General features: G+C 64.1%; 15 protein-coding genes. 11 read left to right on the top strand and 4 right to left on the bottom strand.

The features are described from left to right. The first annotated feature begins 12 nt into the window (after positions 1-12). From A5706_RS25055 to A5706_RS25070, 4 genes are all read left to right on the top strand, one after another. Positions 13-1,191 (top strand): acyl-CoA dehydrogenase family protein, encoded by a 1,179-nt coding sequence (locus tag A5706_RS25055; RefSeq protein ID WP_068136879.1) that lies wholly within the window; start codon positions 13-15, stop codon positions 1,189-1,191. Continuing rightward, complete coding sequence (locus A5706_RS25060; RefSeq protein WP_068136882.1) at positions 1,188-2,378, top strand: acetyl-CoA hydrolase/transferase C-terminal domain-containing protein; 1,191 nt, start codon at positions 1,188-1,190, stop codon at positions 2,376-2,378. Before A5706_RS25055 ends, A5706_RS25060 begins: the two co-directional genes overlap by 4 nt. 11 nt (positions 2,379-2,389) lie before the next feature. Next, on the top strand, positions 2,390-3,301 hold the full coding sequence (locus A5706_RS25065) for an SDR family NAD(P)-dependent oxidoreductase (RefSeq protein WP_068136892.1): 912 nt from the start codon (positions 2,390-2,392) through the stop codon (positions 3,299-3,301). An 86-nt stretch (positions 3,302-3,387) separates the two neighbouring features. Then, entirely contained in the window at positions 3,388-4,188 is an 801-nt protein-coding gene (locus A5706_RS25070) for a mycofactocin-coupled SDR family oxidoreductase (protein ID WP_082964609.1), read from the top strand. A gap of 356 nt (positions 4,189-4,544) precedes the next feature. Here A5706_RS25070 and A5706_RS25075 read toward each other — a convergent pair whose 3' ends face one another. Together A5706_RS25075 and A5706_RS25080 are read right to left on the bottom strand one after the other, a co-directional pair. After that, positions 4,545-5,600 carry a Rieske 2Fe-2S domain-containing protein gene (locus A5706_RS25075; protein WP_231985404.1) on the bottom strand — a complete coding sequence of 352 codons (1,056 nt, stop codon included), beginning with the start codon at positions 5,598-5,600 and terminating at the stop codon, positions 4,545-4,547. Positions 5,601-5,677: 77 nt separating this feature from the next. Further along, entirely contained in the window at positions 5,678-6,286 is a 609-nt protein-coding gene (locus tag A5706_RS25080; RefSeq protein ID WP_231985405.1) for a TetR/AcrR family transcriptional regulator, read from the bottom strand. 96 nt (positions 6,287-6,382) lie between these two features. Between A5706_RS25080 and A5706_RS25085 the strand changes: the two genes are divergently transcribed. Beyond that, positions 6,383-7,369 (top strand): LLM class flavin-dependent oxidoreductase, encoded by a 987-nt coding sequence (locus A5706_RS25085; RefSeq protein ID WP_068136902.1) that lies wholly within the window; start codon positions 6,383-6,385, stop codon positions 7,367-7,369. Here the strand turns inward: A5706_RS25085 and A5706_RS25090 are convergent. Then, positions 7,366-7,968 (bottom strand): TetR/AcrR family transcriptional regulator, encoded by a 603-nt coding sequence (locus tag A5706_RS25090; protein WP_068136905.1) that lies wholly within the window; start codon positions 7,966-7,968, stop codon positions 7,366-7,368. The two genes, A5706_RS25085 and A5706_RS25090, sit on opposite strands and share 4 nt — an antisense overlap. Then, positions 7,961-10,417: a CoA transferase gene (locus A5706_RS25095; protein WP_068137052.1), complete on the bottom strand. Its 2,457-nt coding sequence runs from the start codon at positions 10,415-10,417 to the stop codon at positions 7,961-7,963. The genes A5706_RS25090 and A5706_RS25095 overlap by 8 nt, the downstream gene beginning before the upstream one ends. A 205-nt stretch (positions 10,418-10,622) precedes the next feature. Here A5706_RS25095 and A5706_RS25100 point away from each other — a divergent pair, with 205 nt between their 5' ends. From A5706_RS25100 to A5706_RS25125, 6 genes are read left to right on the top strand one after another with little or no spacing between them, the layout of a single operon-like run. Continuing rightward, the gene (locus tag A5706_RS25100; RefSeq protein WP_068136908.1) at positions 10,623-11,762 is read left to right on the top strand and encodes an amidohydrolase family protein; all 1,140 of its coding nucleotides are present in this window, start codon (positions 10,623-10,625) and stop codon (positions 11,760-11,762) included. Positions 11,763-11,766: 4 nt separating this feature from the next. Further along, the gene (locus tag A5706_RS25105) at positions 11,767-12,966 is read left to right on the top strand and encodes a thiolase (RefSeq protein ID WP_068136911.1); all 1,200 of its coding nucleotides are present in this window, start codon (positions 11,767-11,769) and stop codon (positions 12,964-12,966) included. After that, a complete protein-coding gene (locus tag A5706_RS25110; protein ID WP_068136913.1) occupies positions 12,963-13,412 on the top strand; it encodes a Zn-ribbon domain-containing OB-fold protein in 450 nt (149 codons plus the stop codon). Before A5706_RS25105 ends, A5706_RS25110 begins: the two co-directional genes overlap by 4 nt. A 6-nt stretch (positions 13,413-13,418) precedes the next feature. Continuing rightward, entirely contained in the window at positions 13,419-13,631 is a 213-nt protein-coding gene (locus A5706_RS25115) for a hypothetical protein (protein WP_068136915.1), read from the top strand. 18 nt (positions 13,632-13,649) lie between these two features. Continuing rightward, a complete protein-coding gene (locus A5706_RS25120) occupies positions 13,650-14,465 on the top strand; it encodes a mycofactocin-coupled SDR family oxidoreductase (RefSeq protein ID WP_068136920.1) in 816 nt (271 codons plus the stop codon). An 11-nt stretch (positions 14,466-14,476) separates the two neighbouring features. Next, positions 14,477-15,940 (top strand): aldehyde dehydrogenase, encoded by a 1,464-nt coding sequence (locus tag A5706_RS25125; protein WP_068136923.1) that lies wholly within the window; start codon positions 14,477-14,479, stop codon positions 15,938-15,940. Positions 15,941-15,946: the final 6 nt, after the last annotated feature.

Here is a 15,946-nt window from a genome sequence, read left to right on the forward strand (position 1 = left end):
TGGAATCGGTCCTTGACGAATACGGCACACACCTCGACGTCGGCTGGCGACGCGACGGGCGACATCGCTGCGCTCCGATCGCAGTTCCGTTCTTTCTTGGAGGGTGCGCCGAAACCGCCGGGACTTCGCAACTACGGCCCCACGCCGACCGCCGAGGACATCGCGCCGGGCCGCACGTGGCACAAGTACCTCGCCGAGCACGGCTATGTGTGCCTGCATTGGCCAGTCGAGTTCGGCGGTGCCGACGCGTCGGTTGCCCATCAGGCGCTGTTCGCCGAGGAGTGTGCTCGCGCCGGGGTGCCCCGCCAGCTCGCGATCACCGCCATCGACCTGGTCGGACCGGTCCTGATCAAGTTCGGTTCCGAGCAGCAGCGCTCACGCTACCTCGAGCCCATCCGACTGGGAGACCATGTCTGGACGCAGCTGTTCTCCGAGCCGGGTGCGGGGTCCGACCTGGCCGGCGTCCGGACCAAGGCGGAGAAGACCGCGTCGGGGTGGCGCATAGATGGACAGAAGGTCTGGAGTTCGGCCGCGAATTCGGCGCAGTTCGGTTTGCTGCTCGCCCGCACTGGGCCGGATTCACATCGCGGGTTGAGCATGTTCATCGTTCCGATGGATGCTGCCGGCGTCTCGGTGCGGCCGCTTCGGCAGATGGACGGCGAGAGCAAGTTCAACGAGGTCTTCTTCGACGATGTCGAGTTGAGCGATGACTGCTTGATCGGCGACAAGGGCCAAGGCTGGACCATCGCCATGCTGACGCTGGGCCGCGAGCGGCTGACGCTGGGTTCCAACGCCGTCGGAATGTTCAAGCTGCTCGATCGAATGCTGCAGGCGGCCCGTGACCGCGATCGGTTGAGTCCCGTGCTGGGCCAATCGATGACGAAGCTGTGGGCGCGAATGTGGCTGTTGCGGTTCACATGGGAGCGCGCGATCGCGGAAGGGGATACGTCCTCGTCGGCCTTCTCGGTTCTCAAACTGATGACCTCGGAGACCGATCGCGACCTGGGCGACCTCGCCACCGAAGTGCTCGGCACAGATGTCTGCGTGGACCCCTGCGACGACTCGGACGAAGCCGAGTTGGTCCGCGCCATGCTGGTTGGACGCGCGCAGACGATCCTCGGCGGCACCAGCGAAATCCAGCGCAACATTCTCGGCGAGCGGATACTGGGTCTCCCAAAAGAGCCGCGGTGACCGCCGATTTACTGCAGACGGAATTCCCTGCCGCACTGAGAGACAAGCTGCGCCCGGGCATGACCGTGGCGCTCGGCGACGGGGTCGGCGCACCGCGATATACCGACGACGGTGCATCGGTGTGTGCCACGCTCAGCGCGGTGGCGCGCGAGATCGGTGGGATTCGACTTGTCGTCGGCTGGTTGCCCTCGCCCCTGCACGGGCTGGAGTCCGACGCCTTCGCCGAAGTCGTCGCGATCATGCCGGGCTGGGGCGTGCGGAACATACTGGCCTCTCCGACAGCACGTTTCGTTCCGACACGGCTCAGTTCGGTCCCCTCGCTGGTGAGAGGTGTGCTCCGTCCCGACATACTCATCACTCGCGTGGTGGAGCGGGCAGGCCGCTTTCATTTTGGCACCGAGGTGTCTTGGCAACGCGAGATCGTCGACGCCGGTGCGGGCGTTTTCGCAATCGCCGACACGAACGCCCCGCTCGCCGACGCCGGCCCGCCCCTGGCCACCGAGGCGATTGAGTTCATCGGCCATACCTCAGACGGTCCCGTCGAGATACCCAGCGTCGTTCCCGACGCGGTTCACGAAGCCCTGGCCGACGCGGTGCTGCGATTCGTACCCGAAGGCGCGCGGTTGCAGTACGGCCCCGGCAAGCTGGGCACCGCGCTGCTCAACCGCACGCAACGGCCGCTCCACATCGACACCGGCCTGTTGACCGACGCCGTCGTGGACCTCGACTCGCGCGGACTTCTCATCGCAATGCCCAGCGCCACATACCTGTTCGGGACCGAAGCGCTCTACCACTGGGCCGACGGCAAGCCGATCCTGCACGGCATCGACTACACCCACGACCTCACCCGGCTGTCCCGAGGCATTCCATTGGTCGCGGTCAACACCGCGCTCGAAATCGATCCGTTCGGTCAGATCAATGTCGAGGGAATCGGCGAGAAAATCGTCGGCGGCATCGGTGGACATCCGGACTACTGCGCGGCGGCGAGCATGAGCCGGGGCGGCCTGTCCATCATCGCGGTCCCCTCCACGGTGAACGGCCGCTCCCCCTTCGTCGAGCGGTTGAGCAGGCCGGCATCCACACCCGCGCACGACATTGACCTCATCGTCACCGAATCAGGCCACGCGGACCTGCGCGGCGCCGACTGGGACCAGCGCAGGCGACTCATCGGCGGACTGTGCGAATGAAGGGAGCAACCATGACTGAAGGAGCACTATCGGGGCGCGTCGTCCTGGTCACCGGTGGCGGACGCGGCATCGGACGCGGCCACTGCCTAGCACTGGCCGCGCATGGCGCCGCGGTTGTCGTCAACGACCCGGGCGTCAGCCGCGACGGCTCCGCGGGTGACGCGGGTCCGGCCGCCGAGGTCGTCGCCGAAATCGAGGCCAATGGTGGCAAAGCGATCGCTCACACCGGGTCGGTCGCCTCGTGGAGCGACGTCGCCGACATGATCGCCGCGGCCGTTTCCACGTTCGGCACGCTGACCGGCGTGGTGAACAACGCAGGCATTGTGCGAGACGCGATGGTGGTCAACGTGACCGAGGACGACTGGGACGCGGTGATCGCGGTGCATCTGAAAGGCACTTTCGCCGTTACCAGACACGCGTGCGAGTACTGGCGTTCCCAGTCCAAGGCCGGCAACCAGATCGATGCCCGGATCGTGAACACGGTGTCCGGCGCCGGCCTGTGGGGCAACGTCGGACAAAGTGCCTACGGTGCCGCCAAGGCCGCTATCGCGAATCTCACCGTCGTCACGGCCATGGAGGCACGCCGCTACGGCGTTGCAGTCAACGCGATCTCGCCCCTGGCAGTTACCCGGATCAGCGAGGACTTCTTCGGCGGAGAAAAGTCCAGTGATCCGGCACTTGACCCGGCGCGCAGTTCTGAGGTGGTGGCGTGGCTGCAAGGGCCGGAGTCCGGTTGGCTGACGGGCCAGATTCTGCGCGTCAATGGCCATCAGCTCAGTCGTATCGAAGGGTTCACCGAGTCCATGGGCCGCTATTACGCCAAAGACGGTGCATCGCTGAAATTTTCGGAGATCGGCCAGGCGCTCAGTTGGCTGTATGGGACCTCGCCACGAGGTCTGGCGGGGCCGCTGCCGACGACCTGACCGAAGGCCGCGCAGTCCTCGCGGTGAGATTCATTCGCTTCGGCCCGGAACCGAACCCGAATCCACTACTGATGAAAGGTATTTCGATGGGACGTATGACCGGCAAAGTCATCCTGGTCACCGGCGCCGGGCGCGGCATGGGACGTAGCCACGCTGTCCGATTGGGAGAGGAGGGGGCCGACCTCATCCTCGTCGACATCTGCGCCCCGATCGACAGTCTCAACTATGCGATGAGCTCGCCCGAAGACCTGGCGACCACGGTCAAGGAAGTGGAGGCATTGGGACGGCGGGTGCATGCCGCTCACGCCGACGTTCGAGACCGCAAGTTGATCCAGGACGTTGTGAACGCCGGCGCCGAAGAGCTCGGGGGTCTCGACGGAGCGGTCGCCAACGCCGGGGTCCTGACCATTGGAACCTGGGACACGATGACCGACCAAGATTGGCGGGTTGTGTTGGACGTCAACCTGATTGGCACCTGGAATACCTGCCTGGCCGCGATCCCCCACCTGTTGGAACGAGGGGGCAGCCTGGTGAACATCAGCTCAGCGGCGGGCATCAAAGGGACTCCGCTGCACACCCCCTACACCGCGAGCAAGCACGGCGTTGTCGGCTTGAGCATGGCCTTGGCAAACGAGCTCGCCAATCACTCGATTCGCGTAAACACCGTGCACCCCACCGGCGTGCCCACTGGCATCGATGCACCGGAATTGCTGGAACTGCTGGGCAACAAGCGTCAGGATCTGGCGCCGATCTTCCAGAACGCGATGCCAGTTTTCATGGTCGAATCCGTCGACATCAGTAATGCGGTGCTGTATCTGCTGTCGGACGAAGCCCGCTTCGTCACCGGTACCCAATTGAAAGTCGAGGCAGGAGTGACGATTCGTTGAACCAGGTTTACGCGGCGCCTCAGACAGGCCAGTTCACGCTCGACGAGCCGGACGAGTTCATCTTGCACTCGCGGTGTACTGCGGTTGGCCCAAGGCTGAGGTTGTCGAGTCGATTCTCGAGGAGCAACTGACTCGACTGGCGGCTGAAGGCGACGCCATCGTGCCTCGCCCTCACCCGAATCCCCTCAGCTCCGCACCTGCCGACCAGGAACTCCGAAACTGGCCCCACGCATACTCGGCGATGAAATCCCGAGACATCACGAGTGGACAGTCCAGGTGGCACCACCTGATGCGGGCCGACCGGGCATCCGCGACGACCCTGCGGTTTCGTCGGTGGACGCAGCGCAACGGCGGCGTTAACCCTTGTGGGTCGAAAGAACCGCGTCGGCGGCGCGACTGGGACTGAGGCCGCCGTACTCGCCGGCTTTAGGCTGGAAGGTCAGCGCCCATCTCCGCATCATGCGGAACAGCTTGGCCTCCTGGGTCTGCAGCGATGGCGGCTCGATGAACCGCTGGTGCTGCCAGATCGCGAGATCCTCGGGGAACACCGACTCGATGGCCTTGATCCTGGCAGAGCGTTCATCGTCGCTTTCACCATCGATCTTCTCGACGAAAAGTGTCTGGCGCAGCGTCGAGGTCTGGGCATCCACCGGCGTAACTGATATCACCGAATGCGTGTTGTCGCGTCCGGAGAACCGTGTGAAGGCCATCCCGACGCCCCACTGTTTGAGCGTCACAGTGTCCTCCCGACGAGGACCGTCGACCTTGCGCTTACCCCGAGAGTGCACGCGCAGCTTGGTTTTGAAGAAGACGTCGGTGACTTCGTAGTCCACCAGGGTCGGTAGGTCGCGGGTGTGGTGCACGTAGCGGAAATGGATGGGATCGACGATGTTCTCGGCGACGACCCGTGGTTCGATGGGCAGGTCCCCGTACTCGAAGGCACTGCCCGCGGTCGCCACGTCCCAGAACTCGCCCGTCGGATACTCATCGCGCAGATCTTCCAACAGATCCGGTACCGCCCACGCCGGCGGCTGACCCGCCACGTCGTGCCACAGGTAGACGATGCCGTTGCGCTCGCATACGGGCCACGGCTCGATACGTCGTTTACTCGTCCTTCCTTCCGGCACGGCCACGTTCTGCCCGTCCGGCCCCCAAGTCCAGCCGTGGAACGGGCACACGATGCAGTCGTCGACCACCCTGCCGCCATAACCCAGATGCGCGCCGAGGTGCTGGCAGGTCGCCTCCAGGCAGCGTAACTGCCCGCCGACCGACCGGTAGAGGACGAGCTCCTGGCCAAAGACCTTGAGCGGCTTGATATCACCGGTTGTGAGCTCATGCGACCAGCCGACGACGAACCAACCGCTCGGAGCCATCCACGCCGGGATCCGCACCTCTGACTCGGTGTCGGTCACCGTGATCGGTTTACGCACAGCAAGCCACCTCTCAAGCCGACCAGATGATCGAACACTACGATACTTAGACAGATGCGTCAAGTATTCGTGATGAGCGCCCTGACCATCGCGGTTGCGGTGGCGTGCGGCGAATGTCGCCTTCCTCCGGGCATATCCACAGTCGAGGAGAACCACAGCGACTCGAGCATCGCTTCTAGTGCCAGCCCCTGGGAGACGGGGTCGCCAAGCGAACTTCCGCGGATGCGATCGATGTTATGGCCGATACGGGCCGCCCATCGCCGCTGCGCCTTCCAGCCGGATTTCTGCAACCCTGGATCGGCAAATGCCGCCTGCCGCCATACTGTGGCGAACGCGCCGAAATCGTCAAAGTACGAGAAGAATTGCGCTACCCAGGAGGCTAGGTCACTATCGTCAGGCCGCTGCGGCAGCGCATCGAGCGCCTCAAGGATGCGGGTCAGCTGCTGGACGGACCGCTCAGCGACGGCCAGAAACGCATCTTGCTTGGTCGCGAAGTAGACGTAGAAAGTAGGACGGGAAACCCCTGCTCGCTTCGCGATCTGCTCGACCCGCGTGGTCGAATAGCCGAGTTCCTGGAAGGTCAGGCGAGCCCCTTCGAGGATCTGCTCACGAGTCCGGTCCGTCTTGGCGCCAGCCGCCCATGGCGGCGTGCGTTCGCGCGACTTCATCGCCATGAGTGAAGCACATGACGCGGCGGCCCCGCGTCGCACGTGTCTTCGAGGAATATAGTTAGATGATTTTGCATCCTAGTGTCCGGAGGACAAATGCCGTCGTCAACGACCTCTGTCAACGTCGGGCTATATTTCGACCTCCGCAATCCACTTCAGTGGCGGCAGGATCCTGCGCGACTGCACGCTTTCGCACTGGAGCTGTGCGAGGAAGCCGAACACCTGGGCGCGCATTCAATCTGGCTCACCGAGCACCACCTGTTCGACGACGATTACATCGCCGCGCCGCTGACGTTCGCGGCCGCGGTGGCTGCGCGGACCAAACGGGTCCGGGTCGGCACCGCGATCGTGATCGCACCACTGCACCACCCTGTCGAGATCGCTGAACAAGCGGCGATGGTCGATCTGATTTCGAACGGGCGCCTCGACCTGGGCCTGGGTGCCGGCTACCGGGTACCGGAGTACGCCCTGTTCGGCAAGAGCCTGCAGCGCCGGTACGCGCAGACCGATGCCTGCGCGCGCGAGGTGCGACGGCTGTGGGGCCCCGGTGGGGTGACGCCCGGGCCGGTTCAGTCCCGGCCACCGATCTGGATGGGTTATCAAGGACCGCAGGGGGCGCGGCGGGCCGGACTTCTTGGTGAGCGCTTGCTGTGCGCGGATGGCCGCCTCTGGGAGCCGTACCGGACGGGATTAGTCGCGGGTGGGCACAATCCAAGCGCCGCAAGGATGACCGGCGCGGTACAGGGGTGGGTCAGTGACGATCCCGAGGCGGACTGGCCCGTGGTATCCAAACATCTTGCTTATCAGGTTGATTCGTATCGTCAGCACATGGTGGAAGGCACTGGGAGGCCACGACCTCGCCCGGTCGATGCAGATCGGCTGCGCGGCCGTGATGCGGGGGTTCTCGACTATTTCTGGTGTGAGACACCATATTCCATGGCGGCGAAGGTCCGGGCGATGATTGGCGACGCGCCCGCCGAGACGGTGTTCTTCTGGGCGTCGCTGGGCGGGATGCGCGAGGAGTGGGCCCTCCGGCATGTGCAGACGATCTGCACAAAGCTCGCTCCTTTACTGAAAGGCTAAGCGGCGCCTAGACCGCGCAGCACGAAGCCCAGCAGATGTTCGACCTCGTCGGCGGCATCTGCCGTCGACTTCTGATAAAAACGGTCGAGAAGTGCGGCATCGAAAGCCGCCCGTATCGACCGAGCATCCACCTCCGGAGTGCACACGGTGAAGATACCCTCGGCTTTACCTCGATGGAGAATCGCGGCGATTGACGCCTGATCGGCCGCCATGACGATTTCGAGTTCGCGGTTATAGCCAGGAGTGCGCCGAAGCTCCTCCGAGTAGAAGATGGCCACCCTCTTGCGCTTGCGCGGATTCGACACAAGCTCGAACAGGTGCGTCATCCACGACCGCAGGGCCTCGATTGGGGTCTCGGCACGCGCCACGACCTCGCGCAGTTGCGCCTGCACTGCTTCCCGATCCCTACGGAACATTTCTAATAGAAGATCGTGTTTGGTTTTGAAGTTCCGGTAGAAGGCTCGCGTCCCTAGCCCGGCTTCCTCGAGTATCGCGGTAATGGATGCCGACTCCTCGGAGTTGCGATCGAGACACCGGTAGGCGGCATCGATGATGCGCTGCCGCTCTGATGAGCGATCGAGCGTCTTAATGTCAGCCACAATGAACTACACCGGCATCCTGCCATTTCGCGATTGTCGCGTCATCGTATCCGAACTCGCGCAGCACGGCGGCAGTGTGCTGCCCGGCAAGGCATCCGCCGGGCGCCCTGACCTCCGATCGACTCAACCCGACCAGCGGCGAGAACCGCAGGTGTTCATCGAAGATGGGACTCACAGCAGCAACGGTGTATTCGGCCGCGAGCTGCGGATCCGTCTGGATGAGCCGTGCTGGGGCACCCTCGTAGAGTTGCACACATCCGATGCCCGCCGCCCCGAGATGTTTTTCCCAGAACGCCGCCGACTCCTTGCTGAATGCAGCCTCGAGACGTCGGGCGAGCTCGTCATCATTAGCCGCCCGGTCTGCCGGCGTCGACAGGTGTTGGTCGCCGAGATCGCCGAAACCCCGCAGCGCTACCACGAGGGGTTGCCATTCCTTGGACTGCGGCGCGGCCAGGAAAATGCGTCCCTCGCTTGCGTCGTAGATCCGGTAGAGCGCTGAGAGTCCTCTGCCGTCGTGCCGGGGCGCTAAAGGCTCGGGACCATCCGTGTAGTCGACGACCCAGTCGGTGAGCAGATGCGTCACTGTAGCGAGCATCGAGGTGCGCACATCGGTGATCGGACGGCCGCGGTCGCGCCCGACGAGGGCGGTGACGATCGCCGAAGCGACGCCGAGGGCGGCCACGCCATCGCTTTGCAACTCCGGTGACGTTCCCGCGCACGTAACCCGCGGCACGTGGTGCATGACATCATCCAGACTCGAGGTCGTGCACGCGGCGTCCGGTGTGTTGGTCAGCGCCACCCCGCCGGCCGCAGAGATGCTCGGGGCATAGGCCGGACGAGAACCGAAGGGTCCCTCGACGCCGTAGCCTGGCGCCGACACGTAAATGAGGTTGGGGTTGATCGCATGCAGCGTGTTCACACCGATGCCCAGCTTGTCGGCGGCACCAGCCCGCATGGACTGCAGCACAACGTCGGCGCTCGCCACGATCCGGTGAGCCACCGCCCGACCCTCCTCGGTGTGTAGATCGACCTGGATACTTTCCTTGCCCTGCATCACCTTCGCGCCGGCCGCCTCCGGAAATGGCAGGAGGTTCCGGATGTCGTCACCGTTGATGTTCTCGAACTTGATGACGCGTGCGCCGAGGTCGGCGAGCACGCTCGAGGCGTAGGGAGCAGCGAACATTTCGCCGAACTCCACGATGGTGATTCCAGTCAGCGGCGGCGCCGAACGTGTGTCACCGGAGGCCTCGACAACGGACTCATCGGCAGCCCAGATGCCTCCATCGTTCCCGAGTCGAGGCGCCGGAGAAGGTCGGCGCAGCATGCCATTCTGGGTGTGAACGAGGGTGCTCGGCTGGCGGACCAGCCCAACCCCGGGATCCTCGACGAGCGTCGACCGGCCCTCGTACACCAGCTGAGGATGACCGAAGACCTCAGGCCCGGACCGGAACAACTCGGCACACAGGTCCGGGTTGTCGTCGAAACACTGCTGCCATTCGGCCAGGGTGCGCTCTCCGACTTTCGCCAACAGGATCGACCAGAACTCCCGGTACAGCTCCGGACTTTCCAGTGTCGGAAAGCCTTTCCACTTCGGATCGGCGAGAAGTTCCATCACCCCGAACTCGGTTAGCATCGCCGCGAACAAATTCGGTTTTACCTGTGCGAACTGCAACCAGTGCCCATCCTTGGTAGGAGCGGCCAAGAGTGCCAACAGCATCGGACTCTGAGGGGTACCCTGCTCCGTCCAGGCGTCTACGGTGTTGTAGGCCTCGGGCCACCGGATACCGACCATCTCGCCGAACCAGTTCCACGCATCGATGGCATGCACACCACGGACAAGGTCGGCCTCGACGATCTGACCGGACCCACTGCGGTTGCGCTCATGCAACGCGGCCAGGATTCCCTGCACCGCAATGTGTCCCGTGGCGAAGCTTGCATAGGGAACGGAGACATACGACGGCCGTGGCGGATTCGCCATCCGGCGCACGGCATGAAACAGACCGGCCTTGGCGAGCACGAGCCCCTCGTAACCCTTCAAGTCCCGCCACGGCCCACTACGGCCCCATCCGGTGATGTGAGCGATCACCAGCCGAGGATGACGCGCCGACAGGGCCACCGAATCGATGCCAAGTTCGAGGAGGGCGGATGCGCTGAACGTCGTCACCATGGCGTCGGCGTCGCGCAGCACTTCGTCCAGTTGGGACGCGCCGGAGCCGGACTTGAGGTCAACGATTTGGCTGCGTTTACCGCGCCCGAAGGCGGGCCAACCGCGAAGCGAGCGCACCGGACTGCCCCCGGGAGGTTCGAGCATCAACACCTCCGCCCCGCAGTCCGCCAGGAATTGGGTGCACACGGCACCGGGCAGCGTGGTGGACAGGTCGACGACGCGGATGCCGGCGAGCGGTTCGATCAATCCCGAGTCGGTCGGCGAACCCAGAGAGACTGACATATCGAACGGCACTCCTTCGAAAATCGATTTTTCGGAATACAGCGCATTAGCCTGCATCCTTGTGATGTGCATCGCATGATAGCTCAACTTTCAGCACAGATTCCAGTGTCAATTTCGGTCGCCGTGGTTGACAGACGACCTCTGAAGCGCATAGCGTTCGTGAAAATTCATTTTTCACGCTTCGAGCGCACGGCGGAGGAACCGCATGACCAAGATCTGGACGAACTCCGGCGACTCGCACTTCCTTGAACCCGACGACCTCTGGCAATCCAGGCTGCCGAAGGGACTTGCCGAGCTATGCCCACGATCGGAAAAGGATCCGGACGGCGAATACGAGACCGTCTACGTCGACGGTCAAATCTTTCGCCGAAAGCTCCCCTCCTCGGCGATGGTGGCCTTCGCTGAGTTGAGCTCGAAGCCGCAGGGGGTGCGAGATGCCCGCGCGCGGCTCGGCGACCTCGATATCGAAGGTGTATGGGGAGAGGTCATCTTTCCCTCGCTGGGCATGTGGGCCTCGACGTTCCGCACGCCGGAGTTGCTCAAGGCCTGCATGCGAGCCAGCAATGAGTGGGCTCTCGAGGAGATTGCCGCCGTCTCGCCGCGCTACGTCGTCACCGCGCAGGTATCCACGCTCGTGGTCGACGACGCGGTGGATGAACTGTCCTGGGCGGCGGACAGGGGTTTCAAGGCCGTTTTCCTGCCGACGACTCCGCACCCGAGTGCCCCGGATTGGCACCGTCAGGAGTGGGAGCCGTTTTGGGCCGCCGCTGAGGAGGCCGGCATGGTGCTCGCGTTCCACATCGGCACCGATCCGGTACCCGTCGAGGCGGGCAACAGTGTGAGCGGCGGCGCAGGTCAGGTGTACCGCGGTCCGGGTGGCGCCATCATGAACTACGCCGAGACGACGTTCTCCGGTCAACGCGCCGCCATGAAAATGGTGGCCTCCGGCGCGCTCGATCGGCACCCGAACCTGAAGGTGTTGATCTCGGAGGGCGGTGCGACCTGGGTCCCGTTCCTCGGCGACCGCCTGCTGGAGGGGTATCGCCAGCACCATATGGCGGTGCGGCCCAAGCTCAGCCGAAACCCGAAGGAGATCCTGTACAGCCAGGTCTACGCTTCGTTCCAGCACGACCAGACCGCCGTGGCGGCCTTCGACCACATGGGTTACCGCAACGTCATGTTCGGCAGCGACTACCCGCATATGGAGGGCACTTTCGGCCACACCCAGGACACGTTGAAGACGCTGTTCGACGGGGTCAGCGATGAGACACGGCTGCGCATCACCCAGGGCACGTTTTTCGAGCTGTTCCCTGACGTCCCGCCCGTGCCGTCCGAAAGCATCTGAGCTGGTGGGCAATTCGAACGGTCTGCGTGATGTCGCCATTGTCGGAATCGGTGCGACGCCCTACTACAAGCGAGGCACATCACTTCCGAAGACCATCATCGAACTCGCCGGAGAGGCGATCCTCGCCGCGTGCGCGGACGCCGGATTGTCCGTGCGCGACATCGACGGTTTCGCCTATTACTCGGGTGCGAGTGCCGGTTACACCGAGAAGATGGACACCGGCGATTTCGTGGAAACTCTTGGCATACCGGAGGTCCGATTCACCGCGGCGCTGACTTCGGGCGGCGGTGGTTCGGCGGGGGCGATCGGGCTGGCCAGAGCGGCCATTGTCGCCGGGGATGCTTCCGTGGTCGTCACTGTGATGGCGTTGCAGCAGTCGAAACAGCGTCTGGGGTCGGTGTTTTCGGCGATGGCGCCCGATCCGATCAACTCGTTCCTGCAGCCGTCAGGGTTGTTCGGCCCGGGCCAGCTGATGTCGGTGTTGGCGCGTCGGCACATGCATCTCTACGGCACGCGGCGTGAGGCTTTCGCCGAGATCGCGATCTCGACGCGGGCCAATGCGCTGAACAGGCCAAAGGCCATCCACCGGGAGCCACTCACCCTCGAAGACTATTTCGATGCGCGGATGATCGCAGAACCGTTGTGCCTCTACGATTTCTGTCAGGAAACCGACGGTGCCGTCGCGGTGATCACGACGAGCGTGGACCGTGCCCGCGATCTCCGTCAACCGCCGGTCCCCGTGGTCGCCGCCGCCCACGGTGGAGTCAAGGAGTGGGGACGCGCATTCGCATGGATGGGCATGCCCGACGAATACTTCGCCTCGTCGGGCAACAAGCCGATTGCTGACCGGCTCTACCGGCAGGCCGGGATCAGCGCCGCCGACATCGACGTGGCGCTGCTCTACGACCACTTCACCCCGATGGTGGTGATGCAACTCGAGGACTACGGGTTCTGCGCGAAGGGTGAGGGCGGCGCGTTCGTCGAGAGTGGGGCGATCCGCTACAACGGTGGCTCCATCCCGCTCAACACGCACGGCGGTCAACTGTCGGAGGCCTACATCATCGGCATGACCCACGTCATGGAAGGGGTCGAGCAGATGCGCGGCACCGCGATTAACCAAGTGGCCGACGCGGAGCTCGCGTTGGTTACTGGAGGGCCGGCCAGCCTGCCGGTCAGCGGCCTTATCCTGGGGCGCGCCGCATGAGCGCGCCCTCCGCCACGCTGGCGAGCACCCTGCCCGGTGAACACGTCCGGATCGCGGTCAACAAAGACACCGAACCGTTCTGGCAGGCCGCGAAGGAAGGGCGGCTGGTCGCGCCACAGTGTGCCGAATGCAACACCTTCCGGCTGCCCCCGACACCGTTCTGCCCCAACTGTCAGTCCACGGCGGTCAACTGGGTTCAGCTCAGTGGTGATGCAACCGTCTACAGCTTCGCGGTCGTCCACGGGATCCCCGGCGCACCCGAGCTGATCGTGGTGCCCGTGGTGGTTGACCTCCCCGACGCGCCGGGCGCCCGGCTCGTCAGCAACGTCGTCGACATCGCACCGGCCGATGTGACGATCGGAATGGCTCTGCACGTGGACTTTTCGCCCATCGCTGACGGCTGGATGCTGCCGGTGTTTCGGGCCGCCGACGTTCGGAAGGAGTGACCAGGCGTGGCTGATGACGAGAGCGCATTCCATGAGAAGCCGCTCGAATTCTTCGCGAGCATCGCCAACACCGGCGGTGACTGCGACGGGCAGGCGATCCTTCCCAAAAACGGACACTTCCGCGCCACCTGTTCATGCGGCAACTGGAGCGTCGAGATCGACGACTCCGAAGAAGGTTTGAGATTGGCACGTATCCACACCGGCAGCTCGCCGGACTGACGTCAAGGGAGACAATCCGTGGGAAACCTCGAAGGCAAAGTCGCCTTCATCACCGGCGCCGCTCGAGGGCAGGGCCGCGCGCATGCCATCCGCTTGGCCAGTGAAGGTGCCGACATCGTCGCGCTGGACATCTGTGCCGACATCGACTCGATGGACTATCCCAACGCGACGCCCGCCGAGCTCGAGGAGACGGTCAAGCTCGTGGAGGACCGAGGCCGGCGAATTGTGGCCCGCCAAGCCGACGTTCGCGACGGCGACGCCGTCGACGCTGTGGTCAGCGATGGTGTCGACGAGTTCGGCCGCCTGGACATTGTCGTGGCCAACGCCGGTATCGTGCGCCTCAGTGAAGGGTCGAACCGGCGGCAGATCTTCCGGGACATCATCGACGTGAACCTGGTCGGCGTGTGGAACACCGTCGAGGCGGCGATCCCAACCCTGATCGCCGGCGGTCGCGGCGGATCGATTGTGATCACAAGCTCGAGCGCTGGTTTAAAGGCCACCGGCACCGACCGGGCCGGTGGTCAGGCCTACGCCGCCGCCAAACGTGGACTTGTCGGTTTGATGCAGGTGTGGGCCAACCACCTTGGGCCGCACTCGATCCGGGTCAACACGATTCACCCGACGGGGGTGGCGACCGGCATGGTGATGAACGAGACGATGGCCAAGCTTTTCGAAGCCAATGACGAGGCGCTGTCGGCCATGCAGAACGTCCTGCCGATACAGATCCTGCAGCCCGAGGACGTCGCGGAAGCCGTCGCGTGGCTGGTGTCCGATGCGGGCAGGTTCATCACCGGCACCGCCTGGCCCCTCGATGCCGGCTTCTCGGTGAGGTAACGGAGAGACACATGACCGCTTCGATGATGGACACCACCCGCCCCGAGGTCACCTTGCGGATCGGCGGTGAGAAACGGCGCACCTCCGCCGGCGGCACCTACCAACACATCAACCCGTGTACCGGAACCCCCGACGCCGCAATCCCGATGGCGGGACCCGCCGAGATCGATGCGGCGGTCACGGCGGCCCACGACGCGTTCCGGAGTTGGCGTCAGACGAACCCCGCCGAGCGCCGGCGCATTCTGCTGTATTTTGCCGACTTGATCGAACAACACAGCAGCGACTTCGTTCGCCTCGGGACGTTCGACAACGGCACCCCTTCGGGGATGGTGTCCGCGCTCGTAGCCATGTCCGTCGAGTGGACGCGCTACTATGCCGGCTGGGCGGACAAGATCACCAGCGATATCTCGGCCTCCTTCCGCACTCATGGCGAGTTCAGCTATACCCTGAGCCAGCCTTATGGGGTCATCGGTGTAATCATCACCTGGAACGGTCCGCTCATCTCGCTGGCCATGAAAGTGCCTGCCGCCCTTGCTGCCGGCAACACAGTAGTGATTAAGCCGTCCGAACTCACCCCTTTCAGCGCCAACCTCTACGCCGATCTCGCTGCCGAAGCCGGGATACCCGCCGGCGTAGTCAATGTGGTTACCGGATCCGCCGAAGCCGGCTCAGCGCTCGTCGCGCATCCGCATGTCAAGAAGATCACTTTCACCGGCGGCCCGGATACTGCGCGCAAGATACTCGCGGCCTGCGCGGAGCAGATCAAGCCTGCGGTCATGGAGCTCGGCGGAAAATCGGGCAACATTGTCTTTGAGGACGCGAACCTCGACCTCGCCTGCAGTGTCGGGACGATGATGTCGGTAGGGCTGATGAGCGGTCAGGGGTGTTCTCTTCCGACGCGGATGATCGTGGCGCGGCCGCTCTACGAGGACGTTATCGCGCGCGTCTCGGCCATGGCTTTGGCGATCAAGGTTGGGGATCCATTCCAACCCGACACTGTTGCTGGTCCCATCGTGAACGCCGCAGCGCTGGAACGGATCACGGGCATGATCGAGCGCGCCAAGCACGACGGCGCACGTCTGGTTACGGGCGGTGAGCGTATCGGTGGCGAACTGGCGGAGGGGTACTTCCTGCAGCCGACCGTGTTCGCCGACGTGGACCCTCTTTCAGAACTGGCGCAGCGAGAGGTCTTCGGCCCGGTGCTGTCGATCATTCCGTTCGACAACGAAGCTGAAGCCATCGACATCGCGAACGGCACCCCGTATGGGCTGTCCGGGTATATGTTCACGAACGACCTCAAACGCGCCCACCGTGTCGCTGAGGCACTCGAAACCGGAGAGGTCCTGATCAACGGCGCCATGAACCTGGCAGTACACCGACCGTTCGGCGGGATCGGCATCAGCGGAATGGGCAAGGAAGGCGGCCGACAAGGGCTGGACGAGTTTCTGTGGACCAAGAGCGTCAGCATCGCCTGATTCCCT

Source organism: Mycobacterium sp. E796 (assembly GCF_001672815.1).
Taxonomy (GTDB): domain Bacteria; phylum Actinomycetota; class Actinomycetes; order Mycobacteriales; family Mycobacteriaceae; genus Mycobacterium.

What these genes read in the sequence shown, in the direction of transcription:
- A5706_RS25065 (WP_068136892.1), top strand. Translation starts at nt 2,390, where the DNA reads ATGACTGAAGGAGCACTATCGGGGCGCGTCGTCCTGGTCACCGGTGGC.
- A5706_RS25100 (WP_068136908.1), top strand. Translation starts at nt 10,623, where the DNA reads ATGACCAAGATCTGGACGAACTCCGGCGACTCGCACTTCCTTGAACCC.
- A5706_RS25085 (WP_068136902.1), top strand. Translation starts at nt 6,383, where the DNA reads ATGCCGTCGTCAACGACCTCTGTCAACGTCGGGCTATATTTCGACCTC.
- A5706_RS25070 (WP_082964609.1), top strand. Translation starts at nt 3,388, where the DNA reads ATGGGACGTATGACCGGCAAAGTCATCCTGGTCACCGGCGCCGGGCGC.
- A5706_RS25110 (WP_068136913.1), top strand. Translation starts at nt 12,963, where the DNA reads ATGAGCGCGCCCTCCGCCACGCTGGCGAGCACCCTGCCCGGTGAACAC.
- A5706_RS25095 (WP_068137052.1), bottom strand. Translation starts at nt 10,417, where the DNA reads ATGTCAGTCTCTCTGGGTTCGCCGACCGACTCGGGATTGATCGAACCG.
- A5706_RS25125 (WP_068136923.1), top strand. Translation starts at nt 14,477, where the DNA reads ATGACCGCTTCGATGATGGACACCACCCGCCCCGAGGTCACCTTGCGG.
- A5706_RS25080 (WP_231985405.1), bottom strand. Translation starts at nt 6,286, where the DNA reads ATGAAGTCGCGCGAACGCACGCCGCCATGGGCGGCTGGCGCCAAGACG.